The 24,216-nt window shown below is 71.0% G+C and carries 19 protein-coding genes and 1 pseudogene; 10 read left to right on the forward strand and 10 right to left on the reverse strand.

Translation table 11 applies throughout. The annotated features are described in order from the left end of the window. Positions 1 to 120: pseudogene (locus ACIP4Z_RS35090) on the forward strand (IS5/IS1182 family transposase); the annotation flags it as partial. A gap of 109 nt (positions 121 to 229) precedes the next feature. Here the strand turns inward: ACIP4Z_RS35090 and ACIP4Z_RS35095 are convergent. Further along, positions 230 to 3,220 carry a carbohydrate binding domain-containing protein gene (locus ACIP4Z_RS35095; protein WP_401314616.1) on the reverse strand — a complete coding sequence of 997 codons (2,991 nt, stop codon included), beginning with the start codon at positions 3,218 to 3,220 and terminating at the stop codon, positions 230 to 232. A 359-nt stretch (positions 3,221 to 3,579) separates the two neighbouring features. Between ACIP4Z_RS35095 and ACIP4Z_RS35100 the strand changes: the two genes are divergently transcribed. Further along, a complete protein-coding gene (locus ACIP4Z_RS35100) occupies positions 3,580 to 4,959 on the forward strand; it encodes an FAD-dependent oxidoreductase (protein WP_401314593.1) in 1,380 nt (459 codons plus the stop codon). A 141-nt stretch (positions 4,960 to 5,100) separates the two neighbouring features. Here ACIP4Z_RS35100 and ACIP4Z_RS35105 read toward each other — a convergent pair whose 3' ends face one another. After that, complete coding sequence (locus ACIP4Z_RS35105; RefSeq protein WP_401314595.1) at positions 5,101 to 6,000, reverse strand: hypothetical protein; 900 nt, start codon at positions 5,998 to 6,000, stop codon at positions 5,101 to 5,103. Positions 6,001 to 6,576: 576 nt separating this feature from the next. After that, entirely contained in the window at positions 6,577 to 7,185 is a 609-nt protein-coding gene (locus tag ACIP4Z_RS35110) for a class I SAM-dependent methyltransferase (protein ID WP_401314597.1), read from the reverse strand. 13 nt (positions 7,186 to 7,198) lie between these two features. Here ACIP4Z_RS35110 and ACIP4Z_RS35115 point away from each other — a divergent pair, with 13 nt between their 5' ends. The 3 genes from ACIP4Z_RS35115 (at position 7,199) to ACIP4Z_RS35125 (ending at position 9,563) form a co-directional block, all read left to right on the forward strand. Beyond that, positions 7,199 to 7,534 (forward strand): YnfA family protein, encoded by a 336-nt coding sequence (locus ACIP4Z_RS35115; protein ID WP_355346642.1) that lies wholly within the window; start codon positions 7,199 to 7,201, stop codon positions 7,532 to 7,534. Between the two features lie 117 nt (positions 7,535 to 7,651). Further along, positions 7,652 to 8,056 (forward strand): roadblock/LC7 domain-containing protein, encoded by a 405-nt coding sequence (locus tag ACIP4Z_RS35120; RefSeq protein WP_188284368.1) that lies wholly within the window; start codon positions 7,652 to 7,654, stop codon positions 8,054 to 8,056. A 103-nt stretch (positions 8,057 to 8,159) separates the two neighbouring features. Beyond that, positions 8,160 to 9,563 carry a DUF6397 family protein gene (locus ACIP4Z_RS35125; RefSeq protein WP_401314600.1) on the forward strand — a complete coding sequence of 468 codons (1,404 nt, stop codon included), beginning with the start codon at positions 8,160 to 8,162 and terminating at the stop codon, positions 9,561 to 9,563. Here ACIP4Z_RS35125 and ACIP4Z_RS35130 read toward each other — a convergent pair. Both ACIP4Z_RS35130 and ACIP4Z_RS35135 read right to left on the reverse strand, forming a co-directional pair. Next, positions 9,450 to 10,316: an acyl-CoA thioesterase II gene (locus ACIP4Z_RS35130; protein WP_355346636.1), complete on the reverse strand. Its 867-nt coding sequence runs from the start codon at positions 10,314 to 10,316 to the stop codon at positions 9,450 to 9,452. The two genes, ACIP4Z_RS35125 and ACIP4Z_RS35130, sit on opposite strands and share 114 nt — an antisense overlap. 25 nt (positions 10,317 to 10,341) lie before the next feature. Beyond that, positions 10,342 to 12,855: a DUF3516 domain-containing protein gene (locus ACIP4Z_RS35135; protein WP_391045692.1), complete on the reverse strand. Its 2,514-nt coding sequence runs from the start codon at positions 12,853 to 12,855 to the stop codon at positions 10,342 to 10,344. A gap of 133 nt (positions 12,856 to 12,988) precedes the next feature. Between ACIP4Z_RS35135 and ACIP4Z_RS35140 the strand changes: the two genes are divergently transcribed. Beyond that, positions 12,989 to 13,783 (forward strand): metal-dependent hydrolase, encoded by a 795-nt coding sequence (locus ACIP4Z_RS35140; RefSeq protein ID WP_355346630.1) that lies wholly within the window; start codon positions 12,989 to 12,991, stop codon positions 13,781 to 13,783. Between the two features lie 69 nt (positions 13,784 to 13,852). Here ACIP4Z_RS35140 and ACIP4Z_RS35145 read toward each other — a convergent pair whose 3' ends face one another. Both ACIP4Z_RS35145 and ACIP4Z_RS35150 read right to left on the reverse strand, forming a co-directional pair. Further along, entirely contained in the window at positions 13,853 to 15,634 is a 1,782-nt protein-coding gene (locus ACIP4Z_RS35145) for an ABC transporter ATP-binding protein (protein WP_401314602.1), read from the reverse strand. Beyond that, positions 15,631 to 17,505 (reverse strand): ABC transporter transmembrane domain-containing protein, encoded by a 1,875-nt coding sequence (locus ACIP4Z_RS35150; protein ID WP_401314604.1) that lies wholly within the window; start codon positions 17,503 to 17,505, stop codon positions 15,631 to 15,633. Before ACIP4Z_RS35150 ends, ACIP4Z_RS35145 begins: the two co-directional genes overlap by 4 nt. A 440-nt stretch (positions 17,506 to 17,945) precedes the next feature. Here ACIP4Z_RS35150 and ACIP4Z_RS35155 point away from each other — a divergent pair, with 440 nt between their 5' ends. Together ACIP4Z_RS35155 and mscL are read left to right on the forward strand one after the other, a co-directional pair. After that, entirely contained in the window at positions 17,946 to 19,730 is a 1,785-nt protein-coding gene (locus tag ACIP4Z_RS35155; protein ID WP_401314606.1) for a carbohydrate-binding module family 20 domain-containing protein, read from the forward strand. An 87-nt stretch (positions 19,731 to 19,817) separates the two neighbouring features. After that, positions 19,818 to 20,258, forward strand: a complete 441-nt coding sequence (gene mscL / locus ACIP4Z_RS35160; RefSeq protein WP_355346619.1) for a large conductance mechanosensitive channel protein MscL — start codon at positions 19,818 to 19,820, stop codon at positions 20,256 to 20,258. A 15-nt stretch (positions 20,259 to 20,273) separates the two neighbouring features. Here mscL and ACIP4Z_RS35165 read toward each other — a convergent pair whose 3' ends face one another. Next, positions 20,274 to 20,789: a MarR family winged helix-turn-helix transcriptional regulator gene (locus ACIP4Z_RS35165; RefSeq protein WP_401314608.1), complete on the reverse strand. Its 516-nt coding sequence runs from the start codon at positions 20,787 to 20,789 to the stop codon at positions 20,274 to 20,276. Between the two features lie 95 nt (positions 20,790 to 20,884). Between ACIP4Z_RS35165 and ACIP4Z_RS35170 the strand changes: the two genes are divergently transcribed. Both ACIP4Z_RS35170 and ACIP4Z_RS35175 read left to right on the forward strand, forming a co-directional pair. Continuing rightward, positions 20,885 to 22,705 (forward strand): ABC transporter transmembrane domain-containing protein, encoded by a 1,821-nt coding sequence (locus tag ACIP4Z_RS35170; protein ID WP_391045677.1) that lies wholly within the window; start codon positions 20,885 to 20,887, stop codon positions 22,703 to 22,705. Positions 22,706 to 22,789: 84 nt separating this feature from the next. Further along, positions 22,790 to 23,167 (forward strand): hypothetical protein, encoded by a 378-nt coding sequence (locus ACIP4Z_RS35175; protein ID WP_401314610.1) that lies wholly within the window; start codon positions 22,790 to 22,792, stop codon positions 23,165 to 23,167. Here ACIP4Z_RS35175 and ACIP4Z_RS35180 read toward each other — a convergent pair. Together ACIP4Z_RS35180 and ACIP4Z_RS35185 are read right to left on the reverse strand one after the other, a co-directional pair. Continuing rightward, positions 23,136 to 23,795, reverse strand: coding sequence for a lactate utilization protein C (locus ACIP4Z_RS35180; RefSeq protein ID WP_401314612.1), 660 nt, complete (start codon positions 23,793 to 23,795; stop codon positions 23,136 to 23,138). The genes ACIP4Z_RS35175 and ACIP4Z_RS35180 overlap by 32 nt on opposite strands. Continuing rightward, on the reverse strand, positions 23,792 to 24,216 hold a 425-nt coding region (locus ACIP4Z_RS35185; protein ID WP_401314614.1), incomplete at its 5' end, for a lactate utilisation protein LutB domain-containing protein. The genes ACIP4Z_RS35180 and ACIP4Z_RS35185, both read right to left, overlap by 4 nt.

Consider the following 24,216-nt stretch of genomic DNA (forward strand, 5'->3'; position numbering starts at 1 on the left):
CAGCGCAACACCGTCGAGCGGTGCATCAACCGCTTGAAGCAGTGGCGCGGCCTCGCCACGAGATACGACAAGACCGCGACCATCTACCTCGCCGGCATCTTCATCTGGTCCGCCCGATGATCCAAACGAAACGCCCTAGTCCCGTGAACCCGGCCGGGGTGCCGGGGGCTGATCCCGTGAACCCGGCCGGCGGCGGAGAGACCCTCCACCGCCGGCCGGGCCGGTCGGGCTACTTCAGGTACGGGCCGTCCGTACCGATCTTGCCGGGCGCCGCGTTCTTGCCGCCCAGGTCGAGCACGTACACCCGCATGTCGCCCTTGCCGGGCGCCGCGACGGCCAGCGTCCCGTCCGTCACGGTCCGCACGTCACCCGAGACGGCGTCCACGTAACGGCCGTTGGGGACGCCGCTGAAGGACGCCGCGTCCGTCACCGTCACCAGCGCGAAGCTGTCGACGCCCGACGCGGTGTCGGTGTAACGGCGCTTGAACGACATGCCGCCGCCGTTCACCCCCTCGGTGCTGTACTGGCCCATCTGCAACGCCGGAATGGCGCGCCGGATCAGATTCAGCCGTTGGAGGTGTTTGACCAGAGGCTGCGCCAAAGTGGTGGCCACCGCCCCCGAGGCACTGTCGACCTTCCCGAACTCCGAGGCCGTCACCGTGCCCGCCACATGGTCGCCGTAGTACGCGCGCCCCGTCGTCGCCAGCGGGCAACTCGGCCCGCAGTCGATCGTCTTCCCGGCCTGGAACTGGATCTCCGACCCGTAGTAGAGCGTCGGAATGCCGCGGAAGGTCCACATCAGCGCCATGTTCTCGGCCCACGCGTCCTGTCCGCCGGTGTAGCGCACCGACGACTTGTTGGGACCGTAGTCGTGGCTGTCGACATAGACGACGTTGTACGTGGCGTCGTTCGTCGAGTCGTCCGAGTCCTTGCCGTTGTTGAAGGCGTTGTGCGCGTCACCGAAATTCATGTGCATGCGCATGTCGATGATGTTCATCCCGGAGAATTTGCTGTGGTCCGGGGTGTGATACGCGTTCCCTTCCAGGAAGGCGTTCGCGGACGTCGGCTGGTTTCCGGTGCCGAGCTGCTCCTCGTAGTTGTACTGCTCGATCGACGCGGTGGCGTCGTCCGCGCTGTACTCCTTGCGCTCCTTCCAGGTGTAGAACTGCGCCGAGTGGTTGACCGATCCGCGGTTCCACTTGTCGTTGACGAAAGCGCCGACCTCACCGAAGACGAAGAAGTTCCGCGCCTTGTCGGGACCCCAGTCCTGGACCTCGCGCTGCTGGATCGCGGGCAGGAAACGCCGGTTCCAGGTGACGCGCGGAATGTGCACGGCGGTGTCCACGCGGAAGCCGTCCACCCCCATGTCGATGTACTTGTTGTACGCGCCGATCAGATAGTTCTGCACCTGCGCGTTCTCGGTGTTGAAGTCCGCGAGGTCGTCGGCGAGCCAGCAGGAACGCGAGTCCTCGCCCTCCCAGTTGCCGATCCAGCACTGGTGGTAGAGCGACGCGGGGAACATCTTCGACGTGGGGTTCGGCCACTGGCAGTTGTAGATCGTGTAGCCCTCGGGGCTCTTCTGCCCCGTTGGCTTGCCCCAGTTCAGGCACGTATTTCCGGACGGCTCGGCCGTGGACCACAGATCGCCGTTGTAGTACGACTTGCCGGTCTTGGGATCGATCGTCAGACCGTCGTACTCGAAGCCCTGCTCCTTCTCGTCGTAGTACCACGACCACTGCGAGTCCCTGACGCCGTAGACCGTCGGCACGAACAGCCCCTTGGCGCCCCACCGGGAACTGTGGTTGTAGACCACGTCCTGGTAGATCTTGATCCCCTTGGCGTGAGCCGCGTTGATCAGATCCTGGTACGACGCCCCGGCCGATTCCAGGCGCGGGTCGACCCGGTAGAAGTCCCAGCCGTGGTAACCGTGGTAGTCGTAGTCGCTGCGGTTGAGCACCACGGGCGTGATCCAGATCGCCGAGAAACCGAGCGCCTTGATGTAGTCGAGCTTCTGCACCAGGCCCTTGAAGTCACCCCGGAACATCGGGTCGTTGTTGGCCGCGTTCCCCGACGCCACGTGCTGGTTGCCGCCGCGGTCGTTGCTCGTGTCGCCGTCGTAGAAGCGCGCGGTGAGCACGAAGTAGATCGGGTCCTTGCGCGGGTCGGTGCCGATCGGTGTGCCCGGAGTCGCGGGCGGCGGCGCGTGGCCGGTGGTCGCCCGAGCCGGAGCGGAGGCGGCGGAGATGTTGCCCGCCGCGTCCAGCGCCTGGACGGTGTACGTGTAGGCGGTGTCCGCCTCCAGGCCGGACTCGGAGAAGACCGTCGAGCCGACACTGGTGACGATCGTGCCCTTGGTGCCGCCGGTCCTGGTGACCCGGTAGCCCGTGACCCCGGTGTCGTCGGTCGACGGATTCCAGGTCACCACGATCGAGGTGTCGGTCGCGGTCGCCTTCACCGTGCCGGGGACGGTCGGCGGCGTCGTGTCGGGGACGACGGCCGCGCAGGGATCGGCCGCGTTGGCCGTGACCTTGGTGTCCTTGACGGTGCTGACGCCCTTGAACAGCGCGTAGTTGGCACCGTTGTTGTTGTCCCAGGTGCCGTTGCCGTTGTTGAAGGTGGCGGCGAGCCCCGCGGCCGTGCCGAGGTCGACGGTCTTCTTCACCCAGCCGGTGCAGGCCGCCTCCATGCCGATGCCCGGCACGGTCGTCCACGCGCCGCCGGTCGGCGCGTAGTGCAGATTGACGGTGGTCCAGCCGACGGTCGCGGTGGAGTAGAAGACGGTGGCCGAGGTGCCGGACGGGCTGCCCGTCTCGCCGCCGCCCGGGTCCCCGCCGCTCGCGCACGGGTCGCTGTGGGCGATGGCGCCGTTGTTGACGGTGATGGTGCCGGTGCCCAGGGCGTAGTTCTTGCCGCCGTTGTTGTCCCAGGTGCCCTGGCCGTTGTTGAAGGTCGCCTGCCAGCCGGTGGCCGCGCCGAGGTCGACGGTCTTCTTCACCCAGCCGGTGCAGGCGCTCTGCATGGCGACGCCGGGCACGGTCGTCCAGGTCCCGCCGTCGGGCGCCCAGTGCAGGTTGTACGACGACCAGTTGGTCGTCGCGGTGGAGTAGTAGACGGTTGCGGTGTTCGAGCCCGCCGCCGAGGCGGCGTGCGCGGAACCGGTGGACAGGGAGGGGAGCAGGGTCGCCAGGAGTCCCAAGACGACAGCCACCACGGCTGTCAGCGGACCTGGTCGATATCTGTGGCGCGAAGCGACGGTCACGTCGTGCTCCTCGGACGGGGCCGCGAGGGCGGCCGGTGGAGGAAGCCGTACGTCCGCGCGCCACGGAACGAACGGCCGGATAAATTGCGCAAGTTGCTGCAACAAGTTGCTGCGAGAACGGTCGTGAGATTACTGGGACATGTCATGGACGTAAAGAGGTCTGACGGGGTTGCGTTCCCGGGTCCCGCCGCGCCGCCGCGTAGGGTTCCCGAGACGGGCGGGTGACGTACCCGGCCGACCGGTCGTAGAACCGTACGGATCGGACCCGGACCCCGGCCTCGGACTCCGGCGGACCGTAAGCGGAAGGGGACCCACGGAAGATGACGGAGCGTCTGGTGGTCATCGGCGGTGACGCCGCCGGGATGTCGGCCGCGTCCCAGGCCCGCCGCCGCAGAGCGGCGGACGACCTGGAGATCGTCGCCTTCGAACGCGGACGGCACACGTCGTACTCCGCCTGCGGCATCCCCTACTGGATCGGCGGCGACACCGCCGGCCCCGACGCGCTGGTCGCGCGTACTGCCGAGGAGCACCGCGAGCGCGACATCGACCTGCGGATGGGCACCGAGGTGGTCGACATCGACCTCGCCGCCGGCCGGGTGCGGGCGCGCGACGCCGACGGCCGCGAGGAGTGGACCGGCTACGACCACCTCGTCGTCGCCACCGGCGCGGAACCCGTACGGCCGTCCGTCCCCGGCATCGACGCGCCCGGCGTGCACGGCGTGCAGACCTTGGACGACGGCGAGCGCGTCCTGGCCACCCTCGACGGGGTCGGCGTACGCCGCGCCGTGGTGGTCGGCGGCGGCTACATCGGCGTCGAGATGGCCGAGGCCCTGCTGAAGCACGGCCTCGACGTGACCCTCGTCGACCGCGCCGAGCAGCCGATGAGCACCCTCGACCCCGACATGGGACGCCTGGTGCGCGACGCGATGGAGGGACTCGGCGTCCGCGTCGTCTCCGGTGCGGCCGTCCGCGCGGTGCTCACCGGCGCCGACGGCCGGGCCCGCGCGGTCGCCACCGACGACGCCGAATACCCCGCCGACATCGTGATCCTGGGCATCGGCGTACGCCCCGGCACCGCGCTCGCCCGCGACGCGGGACTGCCGCTGGGCGCGCACGGCGGCCTGCTGACCGACCTGGCCATGCGCGTACGCGGCCAGGAGCGGGTCTGGGCGGGCGGCGACTGCGTGGAAGTCCTCAACCTCGTCTCCGGCGACCTCCAGCACATCGCCCTCGGCACCCACGCCAACAAGCACGGCCGCATCATCGGCACCAACATCGGCGGCGGCTACGCCACCTTTCCCGGGGTCGTCGGCACCGCCGTCAGCAAGGTCTGCGACGTCGAGATCGCCCGCACCGGCCTCAAGGAGTCCCAAGCGCGCCGCGCCGGACTCCGCTACGTGACCGCCGTCATCGAGTCCACCAGCAGGGCCGGCTACTACCCGGACGCCGACCCGATGACCGTCAAGATGCTCGCGGAACGCGGCACAGGGCGGCTGCTCGGCCTCCAGATCGTCGGCCGCGAAGGCGCCGCCAAGCGGGTCGACGTCGGGGCCGTCGCGCTCACCGCGCGGATGACGGTCGAGGACATGGTCGCGCTGGACCTCGGCTACGCGCCGCCGTTCTCGCCCGTGTGGGACCCGGTGCTGGTCGCCGCGCGCAAGGCGGCGGACGCGGTGGTGGCGGACGTCAGAGCGGGCTGACGGCGGTTTTCGGCAGCAATATGCGGCGGTCTGCGCTTCCGGGCCCCTGGGGTGCCTTGCAGGGCTTTGCAGAGCTTGCGCGTCCTTGCGGGTTCCCGCGTGTCCTGATGGGCGTTCGCGGCTCTTCGCGCGGCTTCGAGGTCAGGACGGGGCCGCGGCCAGCTTGCTGAGGGCTTCCAGCAACGGCGGCAGGGCGGCACCGCGGCCGACCGGCAACACCTCGCCGGGCGCGTCGTCCAACAGCACGAAGGCGATGTCGTCGGTCCTGCCCACCAGGCTCCAGCCGGGTCCGTCCGCCCGCACCGCACCATATGCGGCCCGTACGCGGCCGGGTGGCGGCGGATTGCGTACGTACTCCTCCGCGCTTTCGAGGACGCGGCGGATGCCGGTGTGCGAGATGGCCGGCGGGTCGGCCGGGTTGTGGGGTTCGGCTTCCGTCCCGGTGCCGACGGCTGTTCCGGCGTCGGTGACCGTGCCTGCGTCCGTATCCGTATCCGTATCCCTGCTCGCGTCCGCCGCCGCGTCCTCGGCCGCCCCCTGAGCCGCTTCCGCCGGTACGTCGAGTTGGTCGCGCCACTCGAACCAGCGGACCGCGATCTCGTCGGCCCCGAGGCGCCGTTGCGGCGGACCCCAGACGGAGGTGTCGGGCGGGGAGAGCGGAGTACGGCCGCCCTCCTCGTCCGGCGGGTCGTGCGGGGCGGGGATGCCGGGTACGGCGACGGCGACCGGCAGCGGCCAGCCCGGCAGTGAGGCGGCCAGGCTGTTCTCGTCGGGCGCCAGGTCGTACTCGAGTCCGCAGTCCCAGGCCGCCAGCGCGCACGCCACCGTGGCGGTGTCCGTCGTCGCCACGGTCCAGCGCGCCCCGCCGCCGTCCTGCCCGAAGACCAGGCCGTAGCCGTCGGCCAGCGGTTCGAGCCCCAACTCGGCGCAAGCGGCCGGATAGTCGTCCCCCAGGACGCCCGGGAACTGCCCCGGCGTCAGCATCGCGGCCGTCAGCACGAACAGCGCGTCGTCGTCCTCCGGGTTCTCGGCCGCGGTCATCCGTCGTTCCCTCTCGCCTCGCCCGCCGTCTCTCGTCCGCGCACCTTAACCAGCGAGTAACCTCCGCGTCGAGAGGTCGCGATGGCCGGAAATCCGCTCGGGCGATACGGCGCCGGACGGCCGGTTTCCCGACGGTCCGCACCTGGTGATCGCCCGGCGTCGGCCCGTTCCCGGCCGCGCGGTCAGCTCTTCGCGTCGAGTGCGGTCAACGTCGTTCGCAGCCAAGCCAGTTCGGCGCGGCTGGTGGCACGGGCGATGGTGAGCCAGCGGTGCGACAGACGGAATGCGGACCAGAGGGTGCGTACGTGCGGTGGACGAAGGCGGCGGGCGACGGACCGGTCCGCGTCCACGTGCCCAGGCTGGGAGCGGCGTCGGGCGCGTACACCGCGCACATATCCGCGCATCCCGCGCTCGTGAACCGCCGTACGGTCTTCGTCGACCTGCCCGGCTTCGGCGTCAGCGACCGCCCCGCGGACTTCGGCTACTCGCTGGAGGAGCACGCCGACGCGCTGGGCGCGGTCCTGGACGCCGCCGATGTGCGCGCCGCCGATGTGTGCGGGGCCGCCCCGAGCAGGGTCAGGCGTGTCGGACGGCCACCGCCAGGTACCGCTCCGCGGAGTCGTCCAGCGATGCCAGCTCCCAGCCGGTCGCGGCCAGCAGAGGACGCAGTTGCGGCTCGGCGCGTACGTCGTCGGCGCGCAGTTCGTGCCCGCGGCGGGCGGCGAGGGCGGCGCGGCCGATCGGATGGAAGAGCGCCAACCGGCCGCCGGACCTGGTCACCCGGGCCAATTCCCGCAGTCCGGCCGCCGGGTCCGGCAGATGGTGCACGAGTCCGGCGGCGAAGACGGCGTCGAAAGCCGCGTCCCGCAACGGAAGCTCCTCGCCGGCCGCCTCGATCAGCGCTCCGTCCCGGCCCCGGCCGAGGGCGACGGCCTCCCGCAGCATCTCCGGGGTCAGATCGACACCGACCACCGTGCCCGCCGCACCGACGACGGCCCGCAGCAGCGGCAGCGCCCGCGCCGTACCGCAGCCCGCGTCCAGTGCCCGGCCGCCCGGCCGCAGCCCCAACTCGCCGACCGCCGCCGCGTAGACGGGAGTGTCGTCGGGGAACCGCTTCTCCCACCCCACGGCCTTCGCGGCGAAGAACTCCCTGACCTGGCGGCGCCCGCTCTCGAAACTGGCCATGCATCATGGTCGCATGATCACGTTCCGCTCCATCGGGCTCTTCTTGCTCGCCGCCGTCCTGGAGATCGGCGGTGCCTGGTTGATCTGGCAGGCGGTGCGCGAACACCGCGGCGTCGGCTGGGCGGGAGCCGGAATCGTCGCGCTCGGCCTCTACGGCTTCGTCGCCACACTCCAGCCCAACGCCGACTTCGGCCGGATCCTGGCGGCCTACGGCGGCGTCTTCGTGGCCGGATCTCTCCTGTGGGCGATGGCTCTCGACGGCTACCGTCCCGACCGATTCGACATCGTCGGAGCGGTCATCTGCCTGGTCGGAGTGGGTGTCATCATGTACGCGCCACGCGGCGGCTGATTTCCGCCGGTCGCCTCCTTTCACGGCTCCGGTCGGGCGCCGCCCGTCCCGAGAGGGGGTTGCCGAAGCGGGCCCGGCAGGACAGGCTCGTACCGCAGCGGAGACGGGAGGTAGGCAATGACGGTGGGCAAACCGCTCGCGTGGCTGCTCGACGACCTGACGAAGCGGGTGCCGCACGTGAAGCACGCGCTCGTGCTCTCCAACGACGGGTTGGTCACGGGCGCCAGCGGCGATCTCGACCGGCCGACCGCGGAACACCTGGCCGCCGTGTCCTCGGGCTTCCACAGCCTGGCCAAGGGCGCGGGGCGGCAGTTCGCCGTCGGCGGCGTGCGTCAGACGATGGTCGAATTCGACGACGGCTTCCTCTTCGTCACCGCGGCGGGCGACGGCAGTTGCCTGTCCGTGCTCAGCGGCATGGAGGCCGATGTCGGCCAGGTCGCCTACGAGATGACGCTGCTCGTCCACCGCGTCGGCGAACACCTCGGGGTGGCTCCCCGGCAACCGGGCGCGGCACCTTCCTGAGCCGGGGCGTCCCGAAGTTATCCACAGGCTTCGAACGGGCTGTCGTCCGTACGCGATAGATTCGTCACTGTCAGTGATCGAAGTTCGCGGGGGAGTGACGACAGTGAAGACGACGAAGACGGCCAAGACAACGACGACAACGACGACAGCGACGACAACGCCGAAGAAGAACGCGAAGGCGACGACGGGGACGGTGCCCGCCTCGATGCCGGGGACGGGTGCCTCGGCGGCTTCCGGGGCGAGAGCCGGAGCGGCCGGGACAAGGGCCGGAGCGAGGGCCGGGACGGCAGCGGCGACGAGCGCGGGTACGGCGACCGTCGAGACGCGGCAGGTGGCGTGGACGCCCGGCGGCGGGGCGGGACAAGGGCCGGGAGGCGGGCGGGCGGCGCCGGAGACGCTGACGCTGAACCGGGCGCGGGAGGAGCTGGGCCTGGACTTCACGCTCTTCGAGCTGGCGCTCCAACTCGGCGAGATCCGCACGGTCTCGCGCGGCAGCGGCCAGTGGCGGGTGCCCGTGGACGAGGTGACCCGGCTGCGGGACGCGGAAGGCCATCCACAGGCGCTGCTCGACCGGCTCCGACTGGTGACCAGCACCGAGGGCGCGGCGATGATCGGGATCAGCCGGGACCGCCTCGTACGGCTGGCGAGGCTCGGGCTGATCCGCCCGGTGCGTTGGTACGTCAACCGGTACCGGGCGCTGGTGTGGGTGTATCTCGGCCATGAGCTGAGGGAGTTCGCCGCCGCGAGCCCCGCGATGCTGAAGGGGCGGCTGCCCGCGGGACTGCGTGACGCGCTGGACGCCGGGCAGGATCAGCGGGCCCTCGGCTGGCGGTCCCGCCGGGTCGCCCAGCTCGTACGGGACTGCCATGACGCCTGGGACGAGGCCGCCGTCTGGGCCGCGCTGCTCGGTCCCGAGGTGACCGACGACGCCGTGCCCGACCCCTTCGACCGGGCGCGGCTGCGCGGAATCCGTACGGCGCTGCCACCGGGCCGCCCGGGACCGCTCGCCTCACCCGAGCTGACGAGAAGCCTCACGACCGCCGACCATCCGGACGAGATCGCGCTGGCACTGGTCGCCCTCGCGGACGCGATGGGCCGCGCCCGGACCGACCAGCCCGCACCGCACCCGGCGTTCGCCCCAGCCGACCGTCCGTCGCTCGCGCTCCCGCCTGTGGAGCGGGCGCCGCGGCAGCCTGAACGACTTCAGGAGCCGGAGCCAGAGCCGGAGCCGAGTGAGCCAGGCGGTTCGCACACGGGAGGGAGGCCCGCGCCCGAGCGGGCCCGGCACGCGGCGCCGCACCGGAAGCGGGGCGCCGCCCGGCCGCCGGGCAGGCCGGTGGGGGAGGGCAGGCGCCCGCGACGCGGGCTGCTGGGACTGCTGCGCGGACGCGGGTCAGCCGCCGATCTTGCGGAACAGCCCTTCCTGCATCACCGAGACCAGCAGACGTCCCCGCCGGTCGAAGATCTGCCCCCGCGCCAGACCGCGGGCACCCGTCGCGACGGGTGACTCCTGCTGGTACAGGAACCACTCGTCGGCGCGGAACGGCCGGTGGAACCACATGGCGTGGTCGAGGGACGCCATGTCGAACCCCCGCGGTCCCCACAGCGGTTCGATCGGCACACGTACGGCGTCCAGCAGCATCATGTCGCTGGCGTAGGTGAGAGCGCAGGTGTGCACGAGCGGGTCGTCGCCGAGCTGCCCGACCGCGCGCATCCACACCGCGCTGCGCGGCTCGGCGCCCTCGATCTCCTCGGGCGTCCAGCGCAGCCGCTCCACATAGCGGATCTCGAAGGGCTGGCGGCGGGTCATCCGCTCCAGCGCCTCGGGGAGCACGTCCAGATGCGCACGCAGCTCTTCGCCGAGTCCCGGCAGGTCGTCGGGCTCGGGCACCTCGGGCATCGGCAGTTGGTGCTCGAATCCCGGTTCCGGCTGATGGAAGGAGGCGGTCAGGTTGAAGATCGTCCGGCCCTGTTGGATCGCCACCACCCGCCGGGTGGTGAAGGAACGGCCGTCACGGACCCGTTCGACCTGGTACACGATGGGCACGCCGGGCCGGCCCGGCCGCAGGAAGTACGCGTGCAGCGAGTGCACCGGCCGCCCGCCGTCGGTGGTGCGGCCCGCGGCGACCAGCGCCTGCCCGGCGACCTGGCCGCCGAAAACCCGCTGCAACCGCTCCTGCGGACTCTGCCCGCGGAAGATGTCCTGCTCGATCCGCTCCAGGTCGAGCAGATCCACCAGCCTCTCGGCCGGGTTCGTCATCGCGTCCCCTTCGTCGTGCACCGGATCACAGCTCGCCGACGTCGGTCAGCCGGATCACCGCGCGGCCCTCTTCGTCGGAGGCCGCGAGGTCGACCTCGGCGGAGATCCCCCAGCCGTGGTCACCGTTGGGGTCGGCGAAGGTCTGCCGGACCCGCCACAAGCCGTGCTCCGGCTGCTCCTCGATCTGCAACAGCTTCGGGCCGCGCGCGTCGGGACCGGTGCCGAGGTCGTCGTACTCGTCCCAGTACGCGTCCATCGCCTCCGCCCAGGTGTCGGCGTCCCACCCGGCCTCGGCGTCCAACTCGCCGAGCTGGTGGTACTTCTCCAGCGCCGCCAGCTCGACCCGGCGGAACATCGCGTTGCGCACCAGCACCCGGAAGGCGCGGGAGTTGGCGGTGACCGGCTTGACCTGGTCGGCCCGCTCCGCCGCCTGCTCGGCCGTCTCCACCTCCGGATTGGCGAGCTGCTCCCACTCGTCCAGCAGGCTGGAGTCGACCTGGCGCACCAACTCGCCCAGCCACGCCGTCAGATCCTGGAAGTCCTCCGACTTCAGGTCGTCGGGCACCGTGTGCTCCAGCGCCTTGTACGCGCCGGCCAGGTAGCGCAGCACGATGCCCTCGGTGCGGGCCAGCTCGTAGTAGGAGGTGAACTCGCCGAAGGTCATGGCGCGTTCGTACATGTCACGGACGATGGACTTGGGCGACAGCGGGTGGTCGCCGACCCACGGGTGGCTCTGGCGGTAGATGCCGTAGGCGTGCGACAGCAGCTCTTCGAGGGGCTTGGGATAGGAGACGTCCTGAAGACGCTCCATCCGCTCCTCGTACTCGACACCGTCCATCTTCATCTCGGCGACGGCCTCGCCACGGGCCTTGTTCTGCTGGGCCGCCAGGATCTGCCGCGGGTCGTCGAGGGTGGACTCCACCACCGAGACCATGTCCAGGGCGTAGGAGGGGGAGTCCTTGTCGAGCAGTTCGAAGGAGGCCAGGGCGAAGGTGGACAGCGGCTGGTTGAGGGCGAAGTCCTGCTGGAGTTCGACGGTCAGCCGGATGATGCGGCCCTCGGCGTCCGGCTCGGGGAGGCGTTCGACCACACCGCCGTCGACCAGCGAGCGGTAGATGGCGATGGCCCGGCGGATGTGCCGCAACTGATGGCGGCGGTCCTCGTGGTTGTCCTCCAGCAGGTGCCGCATCGCGTCGAAGGCGTTGCCGGGCCGGGCGATCACCGACAGCAGCATGGTGTGGGTGACGCGGAAGCGGGAGGTCAGCGGCTCCGGCTCGGCGGCGATCAGCTTCTCGAAGGTGAGATCCGACCAGTTGACGAAGCCCTCGGGCGGCTTCTTGCGGACCACCTTGCGGATCTTCTTCGGGTCGTCCCCGGCCTTGGCGAGCGCCTTCTTGTTCTCGATGACGTGCTCGGGCGCCTGCGCCACCACGAACCCGGCGGTGTCGAAACCGGCCCGCCCGGCGCGCCCCGCGATCTGGTGGAACTCCCGCGCCCGCAGCGTCCGCACCCGCGTGCCGTCGTACTTGGTGAGCGCGGTGAACAGCACGGTGCGAATCGGCACGTTGACGCCGACCCCGAGGGTGTCGGTGCCGCAGATGACCTTCAGCAGGCCCGCCTGGGCGAGCTTCTCCACCAGCCGCCGGTACTTGGGCAGCATCCCCGCGTGGTGGACGCCGATGCCGTGCTTGGCGAAGCGCGCGAGGTTGCGGCCGAAGGTGGTGGTGAAGCGGAAGTGCCCGATCAGATCGGAGATGGCGTCCTTCTCGGCCTTGGTGCACATGTTGATGCTCATCAGCGCCTGGGCCCGCTCGACGGCCGCCGCCTGCGTGAAGTGCACGATGTAGACCGGGGACTGCCGGGTCTCCAGCAGTTCGGTCAGCGTCTCCGTCAAAGGCGTCGTCACATACTCGTACGACAGCGGCACCGGCCGGGTCGCCGAGCGCACGACCGCCGTGGGCCGGCCGGTCCGGCGGGTCAGGTCCTCCTCGAAGCGGGAGACGTCACCCAGCGTCGCCGACATGAGCAGGAACTGCGCCTGGGGCAGTTCGAGGATCGGGATCTGCCAGGCCCAGCCCCGGTCCGGCTCCGCGTAGAAGTGGAATTCGTCCATCACGACCTGGCCGACGTCGGCGCTCTTGCCGTCGCGCAGCGCGATGGAGGCGAGGACCTCGGCGGTACAGCAGATCACCGGCGCGTCCGGGTTGACCGAGGCGTCACCGGTCAGCATCCCGACGTTCTCGGTGCCGAACAGCTTGCACAGGTCGAAGAACTTCTCCGACACCAGCGCCTTGATCGGCGCGGTGTAGAAGGTGACCTCGTCCCGGGCCAGCGCGGCGAAGTGCGCACCGGCCGCGACCAGGCTCTTTCCCGATCCGGTGGGGGTGGAAAGGATCACGTTCGCACCAGAGACCACCTCGATGAGCGCCTCCTCCTGCGCCGGATAGAGAGTGATCCCCTGACCCTCGGCCCACGTCGAAAACGCTTCGAAGAGGGCATCGGGGTCCGGGGCGGGAGGCATCTGATCGATAAGGGTCACCCCACCATCTTGCCTGTACCGGCGGCGCGCGGCGGAACCGGAGCGGGCCGCGGTGATCATCAACGATATGGTGTGCCGTCAACGATGCGTCAACTCCGCCTGCGGGCGGCCTTGTAGGGGGCTGAGCACCACCATGATGGGACCTGCGCACTCACTCTCGGGAGCGGCGGCCTGGCTGGCCGTCGGAGCGGTCGCGGCGGGTGTGGATCATGCCATGCCCTGGCCGACGCTCGTCGTCGGTGCGCTGATCTGTGCTGGTGCCGCGCTCGCCCCCGACCTGGACCATCAGGCGGCGACGATCTCGCGCGCGTTCGGCCCGATCTCCCGCGTGCTGTGCAAGATCATCGAGCACCTGGCGCACGCCGTCTACAAGGCGACCCGGATGCAGGGCGACCCGCGACGGGCGGGCGGCCACCGCACTCTCACCCATACCTGGCTCTGGGCGGTCCTGGTCGGCGGCGGCTTCTCGGCCGGCGCGGTCTACGGCGGGCGCTGGGTGGTGCTGGTCATCTTGTTCATACACATGGTGCTCGCCGTCGAGGGACTGCTGTGGCGGCAGGCCCGGATGTCCAGTGACGTGCTGGTGTGGCTGCTCGGCGCCACCAGCGCGTGGGTGCTCGCCGACGTGCTCGACAATCCGGGCAACGGCAAGGACTGGCTGTTCACCGACCCCGGCCAGCACTACCTGTGGATCGGGCTGCCCATCGTGCTCGGCTCGCTCGTGCACTGCGTCGGTGACGCGCTGACCGTCTCCGGCTGCCCGATCCTGTGGCCGATCCCGATCGGCCGCCGCCGCTGGTACCCGATGGGACCGCCGAAGTTCATGCGCTTCCGGGCCGGGAGCTGGGTGGAGCTGAAGGTGCTCACCCCGGTCTTCTTCCTGGCGGGCGGCGGCTGCGCGCTCGGCGCGCTGGGCGTCTTCGGCTGACGCGGGATCCCTCGCACGCGAGCGGGGCCCGGCGGCAGTGCCGCCGGGCCCCGCGCCACATCACCGCGGTCAGCTGTGCCAGGACCGCCACAGCGCCGCGTAGGCACCGTCGGCGTCCACCAACTGGTGGTGGCTGCCCAGCTCGCTGATCCGGCCGTCCTCGACCACCGCGATCACGTCCGCGTCGTGCGCGGTGTGCAGCCGGTGCGCGATGGCGATCACGGTACGGCCGTCCAGCACCCGGGACAGCGAGCGTTCCAGATGGCGGGCGGCGCGCGGGTCGAGCAGCGAGGTCGCCTCGTCCAGCACCAGGGTGTGCGGGTCGGCCAGCACCAGCCGGGCCAGCGCGAGCTGCTGCGCCTGCGCCGGGGTGAGCACCGCGCCGCCCGAGCCCACCTCGGTGTCGAGACCGTCCGCCAGATTGCGGCCCCAGTCCTCGGCGTCCACCGCCCCTAGCGCCGTCCACAGCTCGTCGTCGGTGGCACCGGTCCGCGCCAGCCGCAGATTGTCGCGGAGCGTGCCGACGAAGACGTGGTGCTCCTGATTGACCAGCGCCACATGCTCGCGCACCCGCTCGGCGGGCATCCGGGCCAGCTGGGCCCCGCCCAGCGTGACCTCGCCCGTACGCGGCGCGTAGATCCCCGCCAGCAGCCGCCCGAGCGTGGACTTGCCCGCGCCTGACGGGCCCACCAGCGCCACCCGGGTACCCGGCGGCACCGTCAGGCTCACGCCGTGCAGCACGTCGCTGCCCGCCCGGTAGCCGAACCGCACCTGGTCGGCGGCCATCTCGCGGCCGTCGGGCGAGACCGTGTGGTCCGGCTCGTCCTCGGCCACCTCGCGCACCCCGACCAGCCGGGCCAGCGACACCTGGGCGACCTGCAACTCGTCGTACCAGCGCAGGATCATGTTCACCGGGTCGACGAGCATCTGCGCGTACAGCGCGCCCGTGGTCAGCTCGCCGACCGTCATCCAGCCGTTGAGGGCGAAGCTGCCGCCGATCATCAGCACCGCGACCACGATCAGCGCGTGCGTCATGTTGATCACTGGGAACAGCACGCTGCGCAGCCACATCGTGTAGCGCTCCCACGCCACCCACTGCCCGATCCGCTGCCGCGACAGCTTCTCGCGCCGGTCGCCGAGACCGTGCGCCTCGATGGTGCGGCCGGCGTCCACGGACTCCGCCAGCGCCGCCGCCACCGCCGCGTACCCCGCCGCCTCCGAGCGGTAGGCCCCCGGGGCGCGCCGGAAGTACCAGCGGCAGCCGACCAGCAGCAGCGGCAGCGCGACCAGCACCGACAGGGCGAGCGGCGGCGAGGTCACGGTCAGCGCGCCGAGCAGCAGCCCGGCCCAGACCACGGCGATGGCCAGCTCGGGCACCGCCTCGCGCATCGCGTTCGACAGCCGGTCGATGTCCGTCGTGATCCGCGACAGCAGATCGCCCGTGCCCGCCCGCTCCAGCACACCCGGCGGCAGCGACACCGACCGTACGAGGAAGTCCTCGCGCAGATCGGCCAGCATCTCCTCGCCGAGGATCGCGCCGCGCAGCCGTACCAGCCGCACGAAGTACGCCTGCACCACGAGGGCGGCCAGGAACAGGCTGACGGCCCGCCCGAGATGGATGTCCCGGTCGCCCTTCGACAGGTCCTCGACCAGACCGCCGAGCAGGTAGGGCCCCACCATCGAGGCCAGCACCGATACGGTGTTGACGGTCACCAGCAGGGCGAAGGCACCGCGATGCCGCTTCGCCAGTTCGCGCACATAGCCGCGCACGGTCGCGGGGGAGCCCACCGGCAGCGTGGCGCTCTGCTGCGGCGCGGCCGGGTCGTACTCCGGCGGTCGCAGGCCGATCATGCGGATTCCTCCATCGATGTGTGGGGTACGGCCCCGGAGCCCGCGACGGCAGCGGTGACGGGGCTGTGGCCGGGATCGCGGTCGTCGGACGGCTCGCTCTCGCGGGTCACCACCGCCCGGTAGCGCGGGTCGGTGCGCAGCAGTTCGTGGTGGTCGCCGGCCGACGTCGCCGTGCCCTCGTCCACGAAGACCACCAGGTCGGCGCGGTCCAGCACGAGCGGGCTCGACGTGAGCACCACCGTCGTGCGGCCCGCGCGCAGTTCCTTGAGGCCGCGCGCGATCCTGGCCTCGGTGTGCGCGTCGACCGCCGAGGTCGGCTCGTCGAGCACCAGCACCTCGGGGTCGGCGATCAGCGACCTGGCCAGTGCCAGGCGCTGCCGTTGGCCGCCGGACAGCGACCGGCCGCGCTCGGTGATCCGCGCCGACATCGGGTCGCCCGCCACCCCCGCGGGGTCGGCGGCGGACTGCGCGAGCGCGTCCAGCACGTCCGCGCACTGCGCGGCGGTGAGCGCCTGCTCCGCCGTGACCCGGCCGGAGGACGGCACACCCAGCAGTTCGGTCAGCGTTCCCGACAGCAGCACCGGGTCCTTGTCCTGGACGAGCACGGCCGCGCGGGCCGCCGCGAGCGGCAGCGCGTCCAGTGCCTGCCCGCCCAGCAGCGCCGACGCCTCGCCTTCGGCGCGGACCGGGCTGTGCCCGCCGAGCCGGTCGGCCAGTACGCCCGCCGCGTCCGGGTCGCCGCACACCACAGCGGTCAGCAGCCCGACCGGAGCGCGCAGCCCCGACTCCGGGTCGTACATCTCCCCGGCCAGAGCGCCCGCCTCCTCGGGAGCGACGCTCCCCTCGGAGAAGACGGCCGTGCCCCCGGCGGTCTCCCGGGTCAGCGCCAGTACGCGCGCGGCCCGCTTCGCCGAGGGCCGCGAGAAGGACCAGGCCATGGCGATCTCCTCGAAATTCCGCAGCGGGAACATCAGGAAGGCCACCGAGCCGTAGACGGTCACCAGCGCGCCGACCGAGATCCGGCCGTCCATCGCCAGCCGGGCGCCGTCCCAGGCGACGGCCACCAGCAGCAGCCCCGGCAGTACCACCTGGACGGCACTGATCGCCGCCCACATCCGGGCGCTGTGCACGGCGGCGGTCCTGACCTGCTGGGACGCGCGACGGTAGCGGTCGAGGAACAGCTCCTCGCCGCCGATGCCGCGCAGCACCCGCAGTCCGGCGACGGTGTCGGAGGCCAGTTCCGTGGCCTTGCCCGCCTTCTCCCGCTGGAGGTCGGCCCGCTTGGTGGCGGCGGGAAGCAGCGGCAGTACGGCCAGCGCCAGCACCGGTACGGACGCGGCCACGATCACGCCGAGCGCGGGCTCGTAGACGACCAGCGCGACGGCCACGCCGACCGTGGCGACCAGGGCGGAGGTGAAGCGCGCCAGCGCCTCGACGAACCACCCGATCTTCTCCACGTCTCCGGTGCTGACCGCGACGACCTCGCCCGCAGCGACCCGGCGGGTGAGCACCGAGCCCAGCTCGACCGTCTTACCGGCGAGCAACTGCTGGACCCGCGCCGCGACGCTGATCCAGTTCGTGACGGCCGTACGGTGCAGCATCGTGTCGCCGAGCGCGGTGAGCACGCCGAGCAGCAGCATCAGCCCGCCCGACAGCGCCAGCCGCGACCCCGAGCGGTCCACGACCGACTGCACGGCCATTCCGACGGCCGCGGGGAACGACGCGACGGCCGTCATGTGCAGGATGCCCCACGCGGTGGCCGCTGCCAGGCCCTTCCCCTCGCGGAACGACAGCCAGAGCAGGAAGCGGAATCCCGTCCGGGCGTCGGGGACGCCCGGATCGGACAGGGGGAGCTTACGGAGGGACGGCATGGTGTCCTGAGTTCGGTGCGGGTGTGAGCGAGTGTCGGCGGACGAGGCTACGGCCGCGGGTTGCGGATACGGCCGCCGGAGGTTCGCGCGAGATGTCGGCGGGCAGCCGCGTACCTGACGACTCCGCCCGTGCGGACATCCCGCCGGAATCCGGTCGGAGAGGAGCAAGGCTCGTCTTGCGGCCCGTACCGGGTCAACAGGTTTTCCGGTGAGCGACGGGAACGAGCCGAGGTCCGCGGAGGAGTGTTTCGGCAACAACTTGCAGCAAAACAGCGAAAGTTCTTCCGCCGACATCTTGACGTGTACGCACACACGGCGGGAAGCTCCTGGGCGGAACCCGAGGGCCCCGAGGACAACGGGGCCCGCACCCCCCACCCGGCGGCCAGGCGCGTGGCTGCCTTCGAGGGCAGAACTCTGCCCGTTCACCGAAGGAGCCGCCCATGAGATCCCGCGTCCTATCCGGCGCGCTGGCCGCGATCGTCGCCGCCGCCGGTCTGTTCGCCCTCTCCTCGCAACAGGCGGACGCCACGCCGCCCGGCAGCAAGGACGTCACCGCGACGCTCTTCCAGTGGAAGTTCGACTCCGTGGCGAAGGCCTGCACGGACACCCTCGGCCCCGCGGGCTACGGCTTCGTCGAGGTCTCCCCGGCCTCCGAGCAGATCCAGGGCGACCAGTGGTGGACCTCGTACCAGCCGGTCAGCTACAAGATCGCCGGGCGGCTCGGCAACGAGAGCTCGTTCCAGAACATGGTCAGCACCTGCCACAGCGCGGGCGTCAAGGTCGTCGCCGACGCGGTGATCAACCACATGACGTCGGGCTCGGGCACCGGCACGGGCGGTACGACGTACAGCAAGTACAACTACCCGGGCTACTACCAGAACCAGGACTTCCACACCTGCCGCAGTGACATCAACAACTACGGCGACCGCAACAACGTCCAGAACTGCGAGCTGGTCGGCCTCGCCGATCTCGACACCGGCAGCGACTACGTGCGCGGCACCATCGCCGCCTACCTCAACCACCTGATCGCGCTGGGCGTCGACGGCTTCCGGGTGGACGCCGCCAAGCACATGGCCGAGACCGACCTGGCCGCCATCAAGGCCAAGCTCAGCAATCCGGGCATCTACTGGGCCCAGGAGGCCATCTACGGCGCGGGCGAGGCCGTGCAGCCGGGCGAGTACGTCAACACCGGTGACGTGGACGCCTTCCAGGGCGCCTTCGACCTCAAGCGCATCTTCACCGGCGACAAGCTGGCCTCCCTCAGCAACTGGGGCGCGTCGTGGGGCGCGGGCTACCTGTCGAGCGACAAGGCCCGCACCTTCGTGGACAACTGGGACACCGAGCGCAACGGCTCGACCCTCAGCTACAAGAACGGCGCCACGTACACCCTCGCCAACGTCTACCTGCTGGCCTGGCCTTACGGCTCGCCCAACGTCTACTCCGGCTACGAGTTCTCCAACAACGACGCCGGCGCGCCCAACGGCGGCACCGTCAACGCCTGCTACAGCGACGGCTGGAAGTGCCAGCACGCCTGGCCGCAGATCGCCAACATGGTCGGCTTCCGCAACGCGGTCTCCGGCACCGCCGTCACCAACTGGTGGTCCAACGGCAACAACGCCATCGCGTTCGGCCGCGGCGGCAAGGGCTATGTGGCGATCAACCACGAGGGCGGCTCGCTCACCCAGACCTTCACCACCTCACTGCCCGCCGGCTCCTACTGCGACGTCCAGCACAGCGGCACCAGCTACACCGTCGGCTCCGACGGCAAGTTCACCGCCACCATCGGCTCCAACGACGCGGTCGCGCTGTACGTCGGCGCGCCCTGCGGCAGCGGCACGACCAACGGCGGCACGACGAACGGGGGCACGACCAACGGCGGCACCACGAACGGTGGCACCACGAGCGGCAGCACCGGGGGCAGCACCAACCCGTCGTCCGCCGCGTCCTTCGCGGTGAACGCCACCACGGTCTTCGGCCAGAACATCTACGTCGTCGGCGACAACTCCACCCTCGGCAACTGGAACACCGGCAGCGCCCTGCTGCTGTCGTCGGCGAGCTACCCGGTCTGGAAGCTCAACGTGGCGATGCCCGCGGGCACCTCGTTCCAGTACAAGTACATACGGAAGGACGGAAGCGGCAACGTGACGTGGGAATCCGGCGCCAACCGGACGGCGACGGTCCCGTCGAGCGGGGCGGTCACACTCAACGACACCTGGCGTAATTGATCTGCTCATCGACCGATTACCCCTCTGTGGTGAGGACCGGCACACTGTGGTGTTCCAATTCCTGACTACAGAGGGGACCCCCCACCCATGAGAGGCTTCCGGACGTTCCTGCTCCGCGGCAACGTCGTCGACCTCGCGGTCGGCATCGTCATCGGCGCGGCCTTCACCGCTCTGGTGACCGCCTTCGTCAAGGCGTTCCTGACGCCGCTCATCGGCCTGGCCTCCGGCGCCACGGGCAACTTCGCCACTCAGAAGTTCACGGTCTCCAGCGTGACCTTCCCCTACGGCGCCTTCATCGACGCGGTGATCAGCTTCGTGATCGTCGCCGCGGTGATCTACTTCCTGGTCGTCCTGCCGATGAACCGCATGCAGGAGAGGTTCTTCCCCAAGGCGGCGGCGGCCCCGGTCCGCGAGTGCCCCGAGTGCCTGACCGCGATACCGACCGCCGCCCGCCGGTGCAGCGCCTGCACCGCCGAGGTCGGGCCGCAGATCGGCGGCCAGACCGCCCCGGCGGACCTGGCCGAGTGAGCCCGCGGGCGCCGCTCAGCGCGACGGCCGGTGGCCGCCGCCGTGCGGCGCCTCCTCGTCGAGTACGGCCAGCAGCGCGGTGAGTGCCGCGCGCTGGCCGTCGTCGAGCGGGGCCAGCAGTTCGGCGGCGGCCGTACGGCGGGCCCCGCGCAGCTCCAGCAGCGCGGTGCCGCCCGCCTCGGTCAGCTCGATCCTGATCACCCGGCGATTGCTCGGATCGGGCACCCGCCGTACCAGCTCCAGCCCCTCCAGTGCGTCCACCAGGGTCGTCACGGCTCGCGGCACGACCTCCAGGCGCTGGGCGAGATCGGCCATCCGCGGCGGCTCGTCGCAGTGCGCGAGGGTGCGCAGCAGCCGCGCCTGGGCCGGGGTGATCCCCAGCGGCTCCATGAGGTGGCGCTGGGACTTGTGCAGGCGGCGGCTCAGCCGGATGAGCTGGTCGGCGAGCCGCCCGGTGATCTCGTCCGGCGCGGTCGTGGCGAGGCCGGCGGTCACCGGGCCCGGCGGCACGGCTGTCGTACGGGATTCCATGTGACGAGCGTATCAGGACCATGTCCATTGTGAGCATAGGTAACAATGACCTATACTCCCAATGTCAGCATCTGCCTGAACTCTCAAGGAGTCCTTTGCGCCCCGATCACGAACGAGAACTCGCCTCCCGGTGGACACCACCGAAGAAGAAGCCCGACACCCCCGTCGACATGCGTCGCATCCTGCGGCTCTTCCGTCCCTACCGTGGCCGCCTCGCCGTCGTCGGCGCCCTGGTCGGCCTCTCCTCCCTCGTCTCGGTCGCCTCGCCGTTCCTGCTGCGGGCGATCCTCGACACCGCGATACCGCAGGGCCGCACCGGCCTGCTGAGCCTGCTCGCCCTCGGCATGATCGCCACCGCCGTCGCCACCGGCGTCTTCGGCGTGCTCCAGACCCTGATCTCCACCACCGTCGGCCAGCGCGTCATGCACGACCTGCGCACCGCCGTCTACGAACGCCTCCAGCGCATGTCGCTGGCCTTCTTCACCCGCACCCGCACCGGCGAGGTGCAGTCCAGGATCGCCAACGACATCGGCGGCATGCAGGCCACCGTCACCTCGACAGCGACCTCCCTGGTCTCCAACCTCACGGCGGTCATCGCCTCCGTCATCGCGATGCTCGCCCTCGACTGGCGGCTGACCGTCGTCTCGCTGCTGCTGCTCCCGCTCTTCGTCTGGATCGCCCGCCGGGTCGGCCGCGAACGCAAGCGGATCGCCACCAACCGGCAGCGGCAGATGGCCTCGATGTCCGCGATCGTCACCGAGTCGCTGTCCGTCAGCGGCATCCTGCTCGGCCGCACCATGGGCCGCTCCGACTCCCTGACCCGCGACTTCTCGACCGAGTCCGAGCGCCTGGTCGACCTCGAAGTGCGCTCCAGCATGTCCGGCCGCTGGCGGATGTCCACCATCGGCATCGTCATGTCGGCGATGCCCGCACTGCTCTACTGGGCCGCCGGTCTGACCATGTCCAACGGCGCGCCCGCCGTCTCCATCGGCACCCTCGTCGCCTTCGTCTCGCTCCAGCAGGGCCTCTTCCGCCCGTCCGTGTCGCTGCTGTCGACCGGCGTGGACGTCCAGACCTCGCTCGCGCTCTTCCAGCGCATCTTCGAATACCTCGACCTGCCCGTCGACATCACCGAGCGCCCCGACGCCCGGACCCTGGACCGGGTACGCGGCGACGTCCGCTTCGAGCACGTCGACTTCGCCTACGACCCCGAGTCCGGCGCGCCGACCCTGCGCGACATCGACATCACCGTCCCCGCGGGCAGCAGCCTCGCCGTCGTCGGCGCCACCGGCTCCGGCAAGAGCACCCTGAGCTACCTGGTGCCCCGGCTGTACGACGTGACCGGCGGCAAGGTGACGCTCGACGGCACCGACGTACGCGACCTCACCTTCGACACCCTCGCCGACGCGGTGGGCGTCGTCTCCCAGGAGACGTACCTCTTCCACGCCTCGGTCGCCGAGAACCTGCGCTTCGCCAAACCCGAGGCCACCGACGACGAGATCCGCGCCGCCGCGAAGGCCGCCCAGATCCACGACCACATCTCCGGGCTGCCCGACGGCTACGACACCCTCGTCGGCGAACGCGGCTACCGCTTCTCCGGCGGTGAGAAGCAGCGCCTGGCCATCGCCCGCACCATCCTCCGCGACCCGCCCGTCCTCATCCTGGACGAGGCCACCAGCGCGCTCGACACCCGGACCGAACACGACGTCCAGGAGGCGATCGACTCGCTGTCCGCGGGACGCACCACCATCACGATCGCCCACCGGCTGTCCACCGTGCGCGACGCCGACCAGATCGTGGTCCTCGACGCGGGCCGGATCATGGAGCGCGGCACGCACGACGAACTGCTCGCCCAGGACGGCCGCTACGCCGCGCTCGTACGGCGCGACTCGCAGCTCGCCACCACCGCCTCGTAACGCGGAAGGGGCCGCCGCCCCGACCTTACTCATGGGTAAGGTGAGAGTGCGGCGGGAATCGCCCGCCCGCTCAGGAGGTGCCCGGTGCCCGCACGTTCCACTCGACTGCTCGTCGGCCTGCTCGCCGGAGCCGGCGCCACCCACTTCCTCGCCCCCGGACCGTACGAGGCGATCGTGCCCGAGTCCCTTCCGGGCAGCCCCCGCGCCTGGACCCGCGCCAGCGGCGTCGCCGAACTCGCGCTGGCCGCCGCCGTCGCCCACCCCGCGACCCGCCGCACCGGCGCCCTGGTCACCGCCGGATTCTTCGCCGCCGTCTTCCCCGCCAACGTCAAGATGGCCTACGACTGGCGGCACCGCCCCGCACCCCTGAAGGCCGCGGCCTACGCGCGGCTCCCTGTCCAGATTCCTCTGGTGGTGTGGGCGCTGAAGGTCAGCCGCTCGGCGGCGGACCCACGAGGATGACGTCCAGGGTGCGGGGGCCGTGGACGCCTTCGACGCGGTCGAGTTCGATGTCGCTGGTGGCGGAGGGGCCTGAGATCCAGGTCTGGGGCCGGGTGGGGTCCAGGCGGGGGAGGGCCTGGGGGACCGAGGCGACGATCTGCGCGGGGGTGATGACGCAGATGTGGTGGTCGGGGACGAGGGTGATCCGGCGGCGGCCCTGGTCGGGGGAGGTGTCGAGCACGATGGTGCCGGTCTCGGCGATGGCCAGCGCGCAGCCGGTGATCACGGTGTCGATCGCGTCGAGGTCGTAGGTGGTCTGCTCGGGCCGGTCGGTGTGCCGCTCGGTGTCCGGGCCGACCGCGTCGAGCCAGTGCGCGGGCAGGCCCTGCGGGGTGACGACGCTGCGGCTGCCGTGCTCGGCGATCAGGCGGGCGACGGTCGCGGGCAGTCCGGTCTCGTCCGTGTGGTGGACGTGGGCCCGGTAGTCGGTGAGGTTCTCCGCGAGGAGGGTCGCGGTCTCCTGCGGGGTGCGGTCGGCGTGGGTGTGCAGGTAGTCCCTGGTGAGGGGGGTGTCGTGCGGGCGGTCGTCGCGGGGGACGTCCGCGAGGGCGTTGCGGATGCGGGTGAGGACGGTGTCGCGGGAGGTCACTGGCCGTTCTCCTCGGTCTGCGGGTGGTTGTTTTTGTTGTGTTGCCACCAGTCGCGGAAGGTCTGTGGGGGGAGGGTGGGGAGGTCGCGGGTGGCGGTCCAGGCTTTGGCGGGTCCGGGGAGCCGTTGGGGGTGGAGACGGCGGGTGCGGGTGGCGAGGCGCTGGCCCTGGCGCATGACGCCCGGGCGGTCGAGTGTCCAGCGGGCGGCGCGCATGGTGGCGCGTTCGGCGGCGTGCCCCTTCGCGGGCTTGATCGTGACGCGTTGGCCGTCCTGGGTGGTGGTGGCGCCTTCGGCGACGCGTTCACGGAGGTGGACGAGGACTTGGGGGATGTTGATGGCGACGGGGCAGACGTCGTAGCAGGCGCCGCAGAGGGTGGAGGCGTAGGGGAGGGAGGCGTCGAGTTCGGTGGTGGTGGTGC

Source organism: Streptomyces sp. NPDC088910 (assembly GCF_044749865.1).
GTDB lineage: Bacteria > Actinomycetota > Actinomycetes > Streptomycetales > Streptomycetaceae > Actinacidiphila.

Bases quoted from the DNA above. Each gene is read 5' to 3' on its own strand.
- ACIP4Z_RS35100 (WP_401314593.1), top strand. From the start codon at position 3,580: ATGACGGAGCGTCTGGTGGTCATCGGCGGTGACGCCGCCGGGATGTCG.
- ACIP4Z_RS35105 (WP_401314595.1), bottom strand. From the start codon at position 6,000: ATGACCGCGGCCGAGAACCCGGAGGACGACGACGCGCTGTTCGTGCTG.
- ACIP4Z_RS35110 (WP_401314597.1), bottom strand. From the start codon at position 7,185: ATGGCCAGTTTCGAGAGCGGGCGCCGCCAGGTCAGGGAGTTCTTCGCC.
- ACIP4Z_RS35115 (WP_355346642.1), top strand. From the start codon at position 7,199: ATGATCACGTTCCGCTCCATCGGGCTCTTCTTGCTCGCCGCCGTCCTG.
- ACIP4Z_RS35120 (WP_188284368.1), top strand. From the start codon at position 7,652: ATGACGGTGGGCAAACCGCTCGCGTGGCTGCTCGACGACCTGACGAAG.
- ACIP4Z_RS35130 (WP_355346636.1), bottom strand. From the start codon at position 10,316: ATGACGAACCCGGCCGAGAGGCTGGTGGATCTGCTCGACCTGGAGCGG.
- ACIP4Z_RS35140 (WP_355346630.1), top strand. From the start codon at position 12,989: ATGATGGGACCTGCGCACTCACTCTCGGGAGCGGCGGCCTGGCTGGCC.
- ACIP4Z_RS35145 (WP_401314602.1), bottom strand. From the start codon at position 15,634: ATGATCGGCCTGCGACCGCCGGAGTACGACCCGGCCGCGCCGCAGCAG.
- ACIP4Z_RS35150 (WP_401314604.1), bottom strand. From the start codon at position 17,505: ATGCCGTCCCTCCGTAAGCTCCCCCTGTCCGATCCGGGCGTCCCCGAC.
- ACIP4Z_RS35155 (WP_401314606.1), top strand. From the start codon at position 17,946: ATGAGATCCCGCGTCCTATCCGGCGCGCTGGCCGCGATCGTCGCCGCC.
- mscL (WP_355346619.1), top strand. From the start codon at position 19,818: ATGAGAGGCTTCCGGACGTTCCTGCTCCGCGGCAACGTCGTCGACCTC.
- ACIP4Z_RS35165 (WP_401314608.1), bottom strand. From the start codon at position 20,789: ATGGAATCCCGTACGACAGCCGTGCCGCCGGGCCCGGTGACCGCCGGC.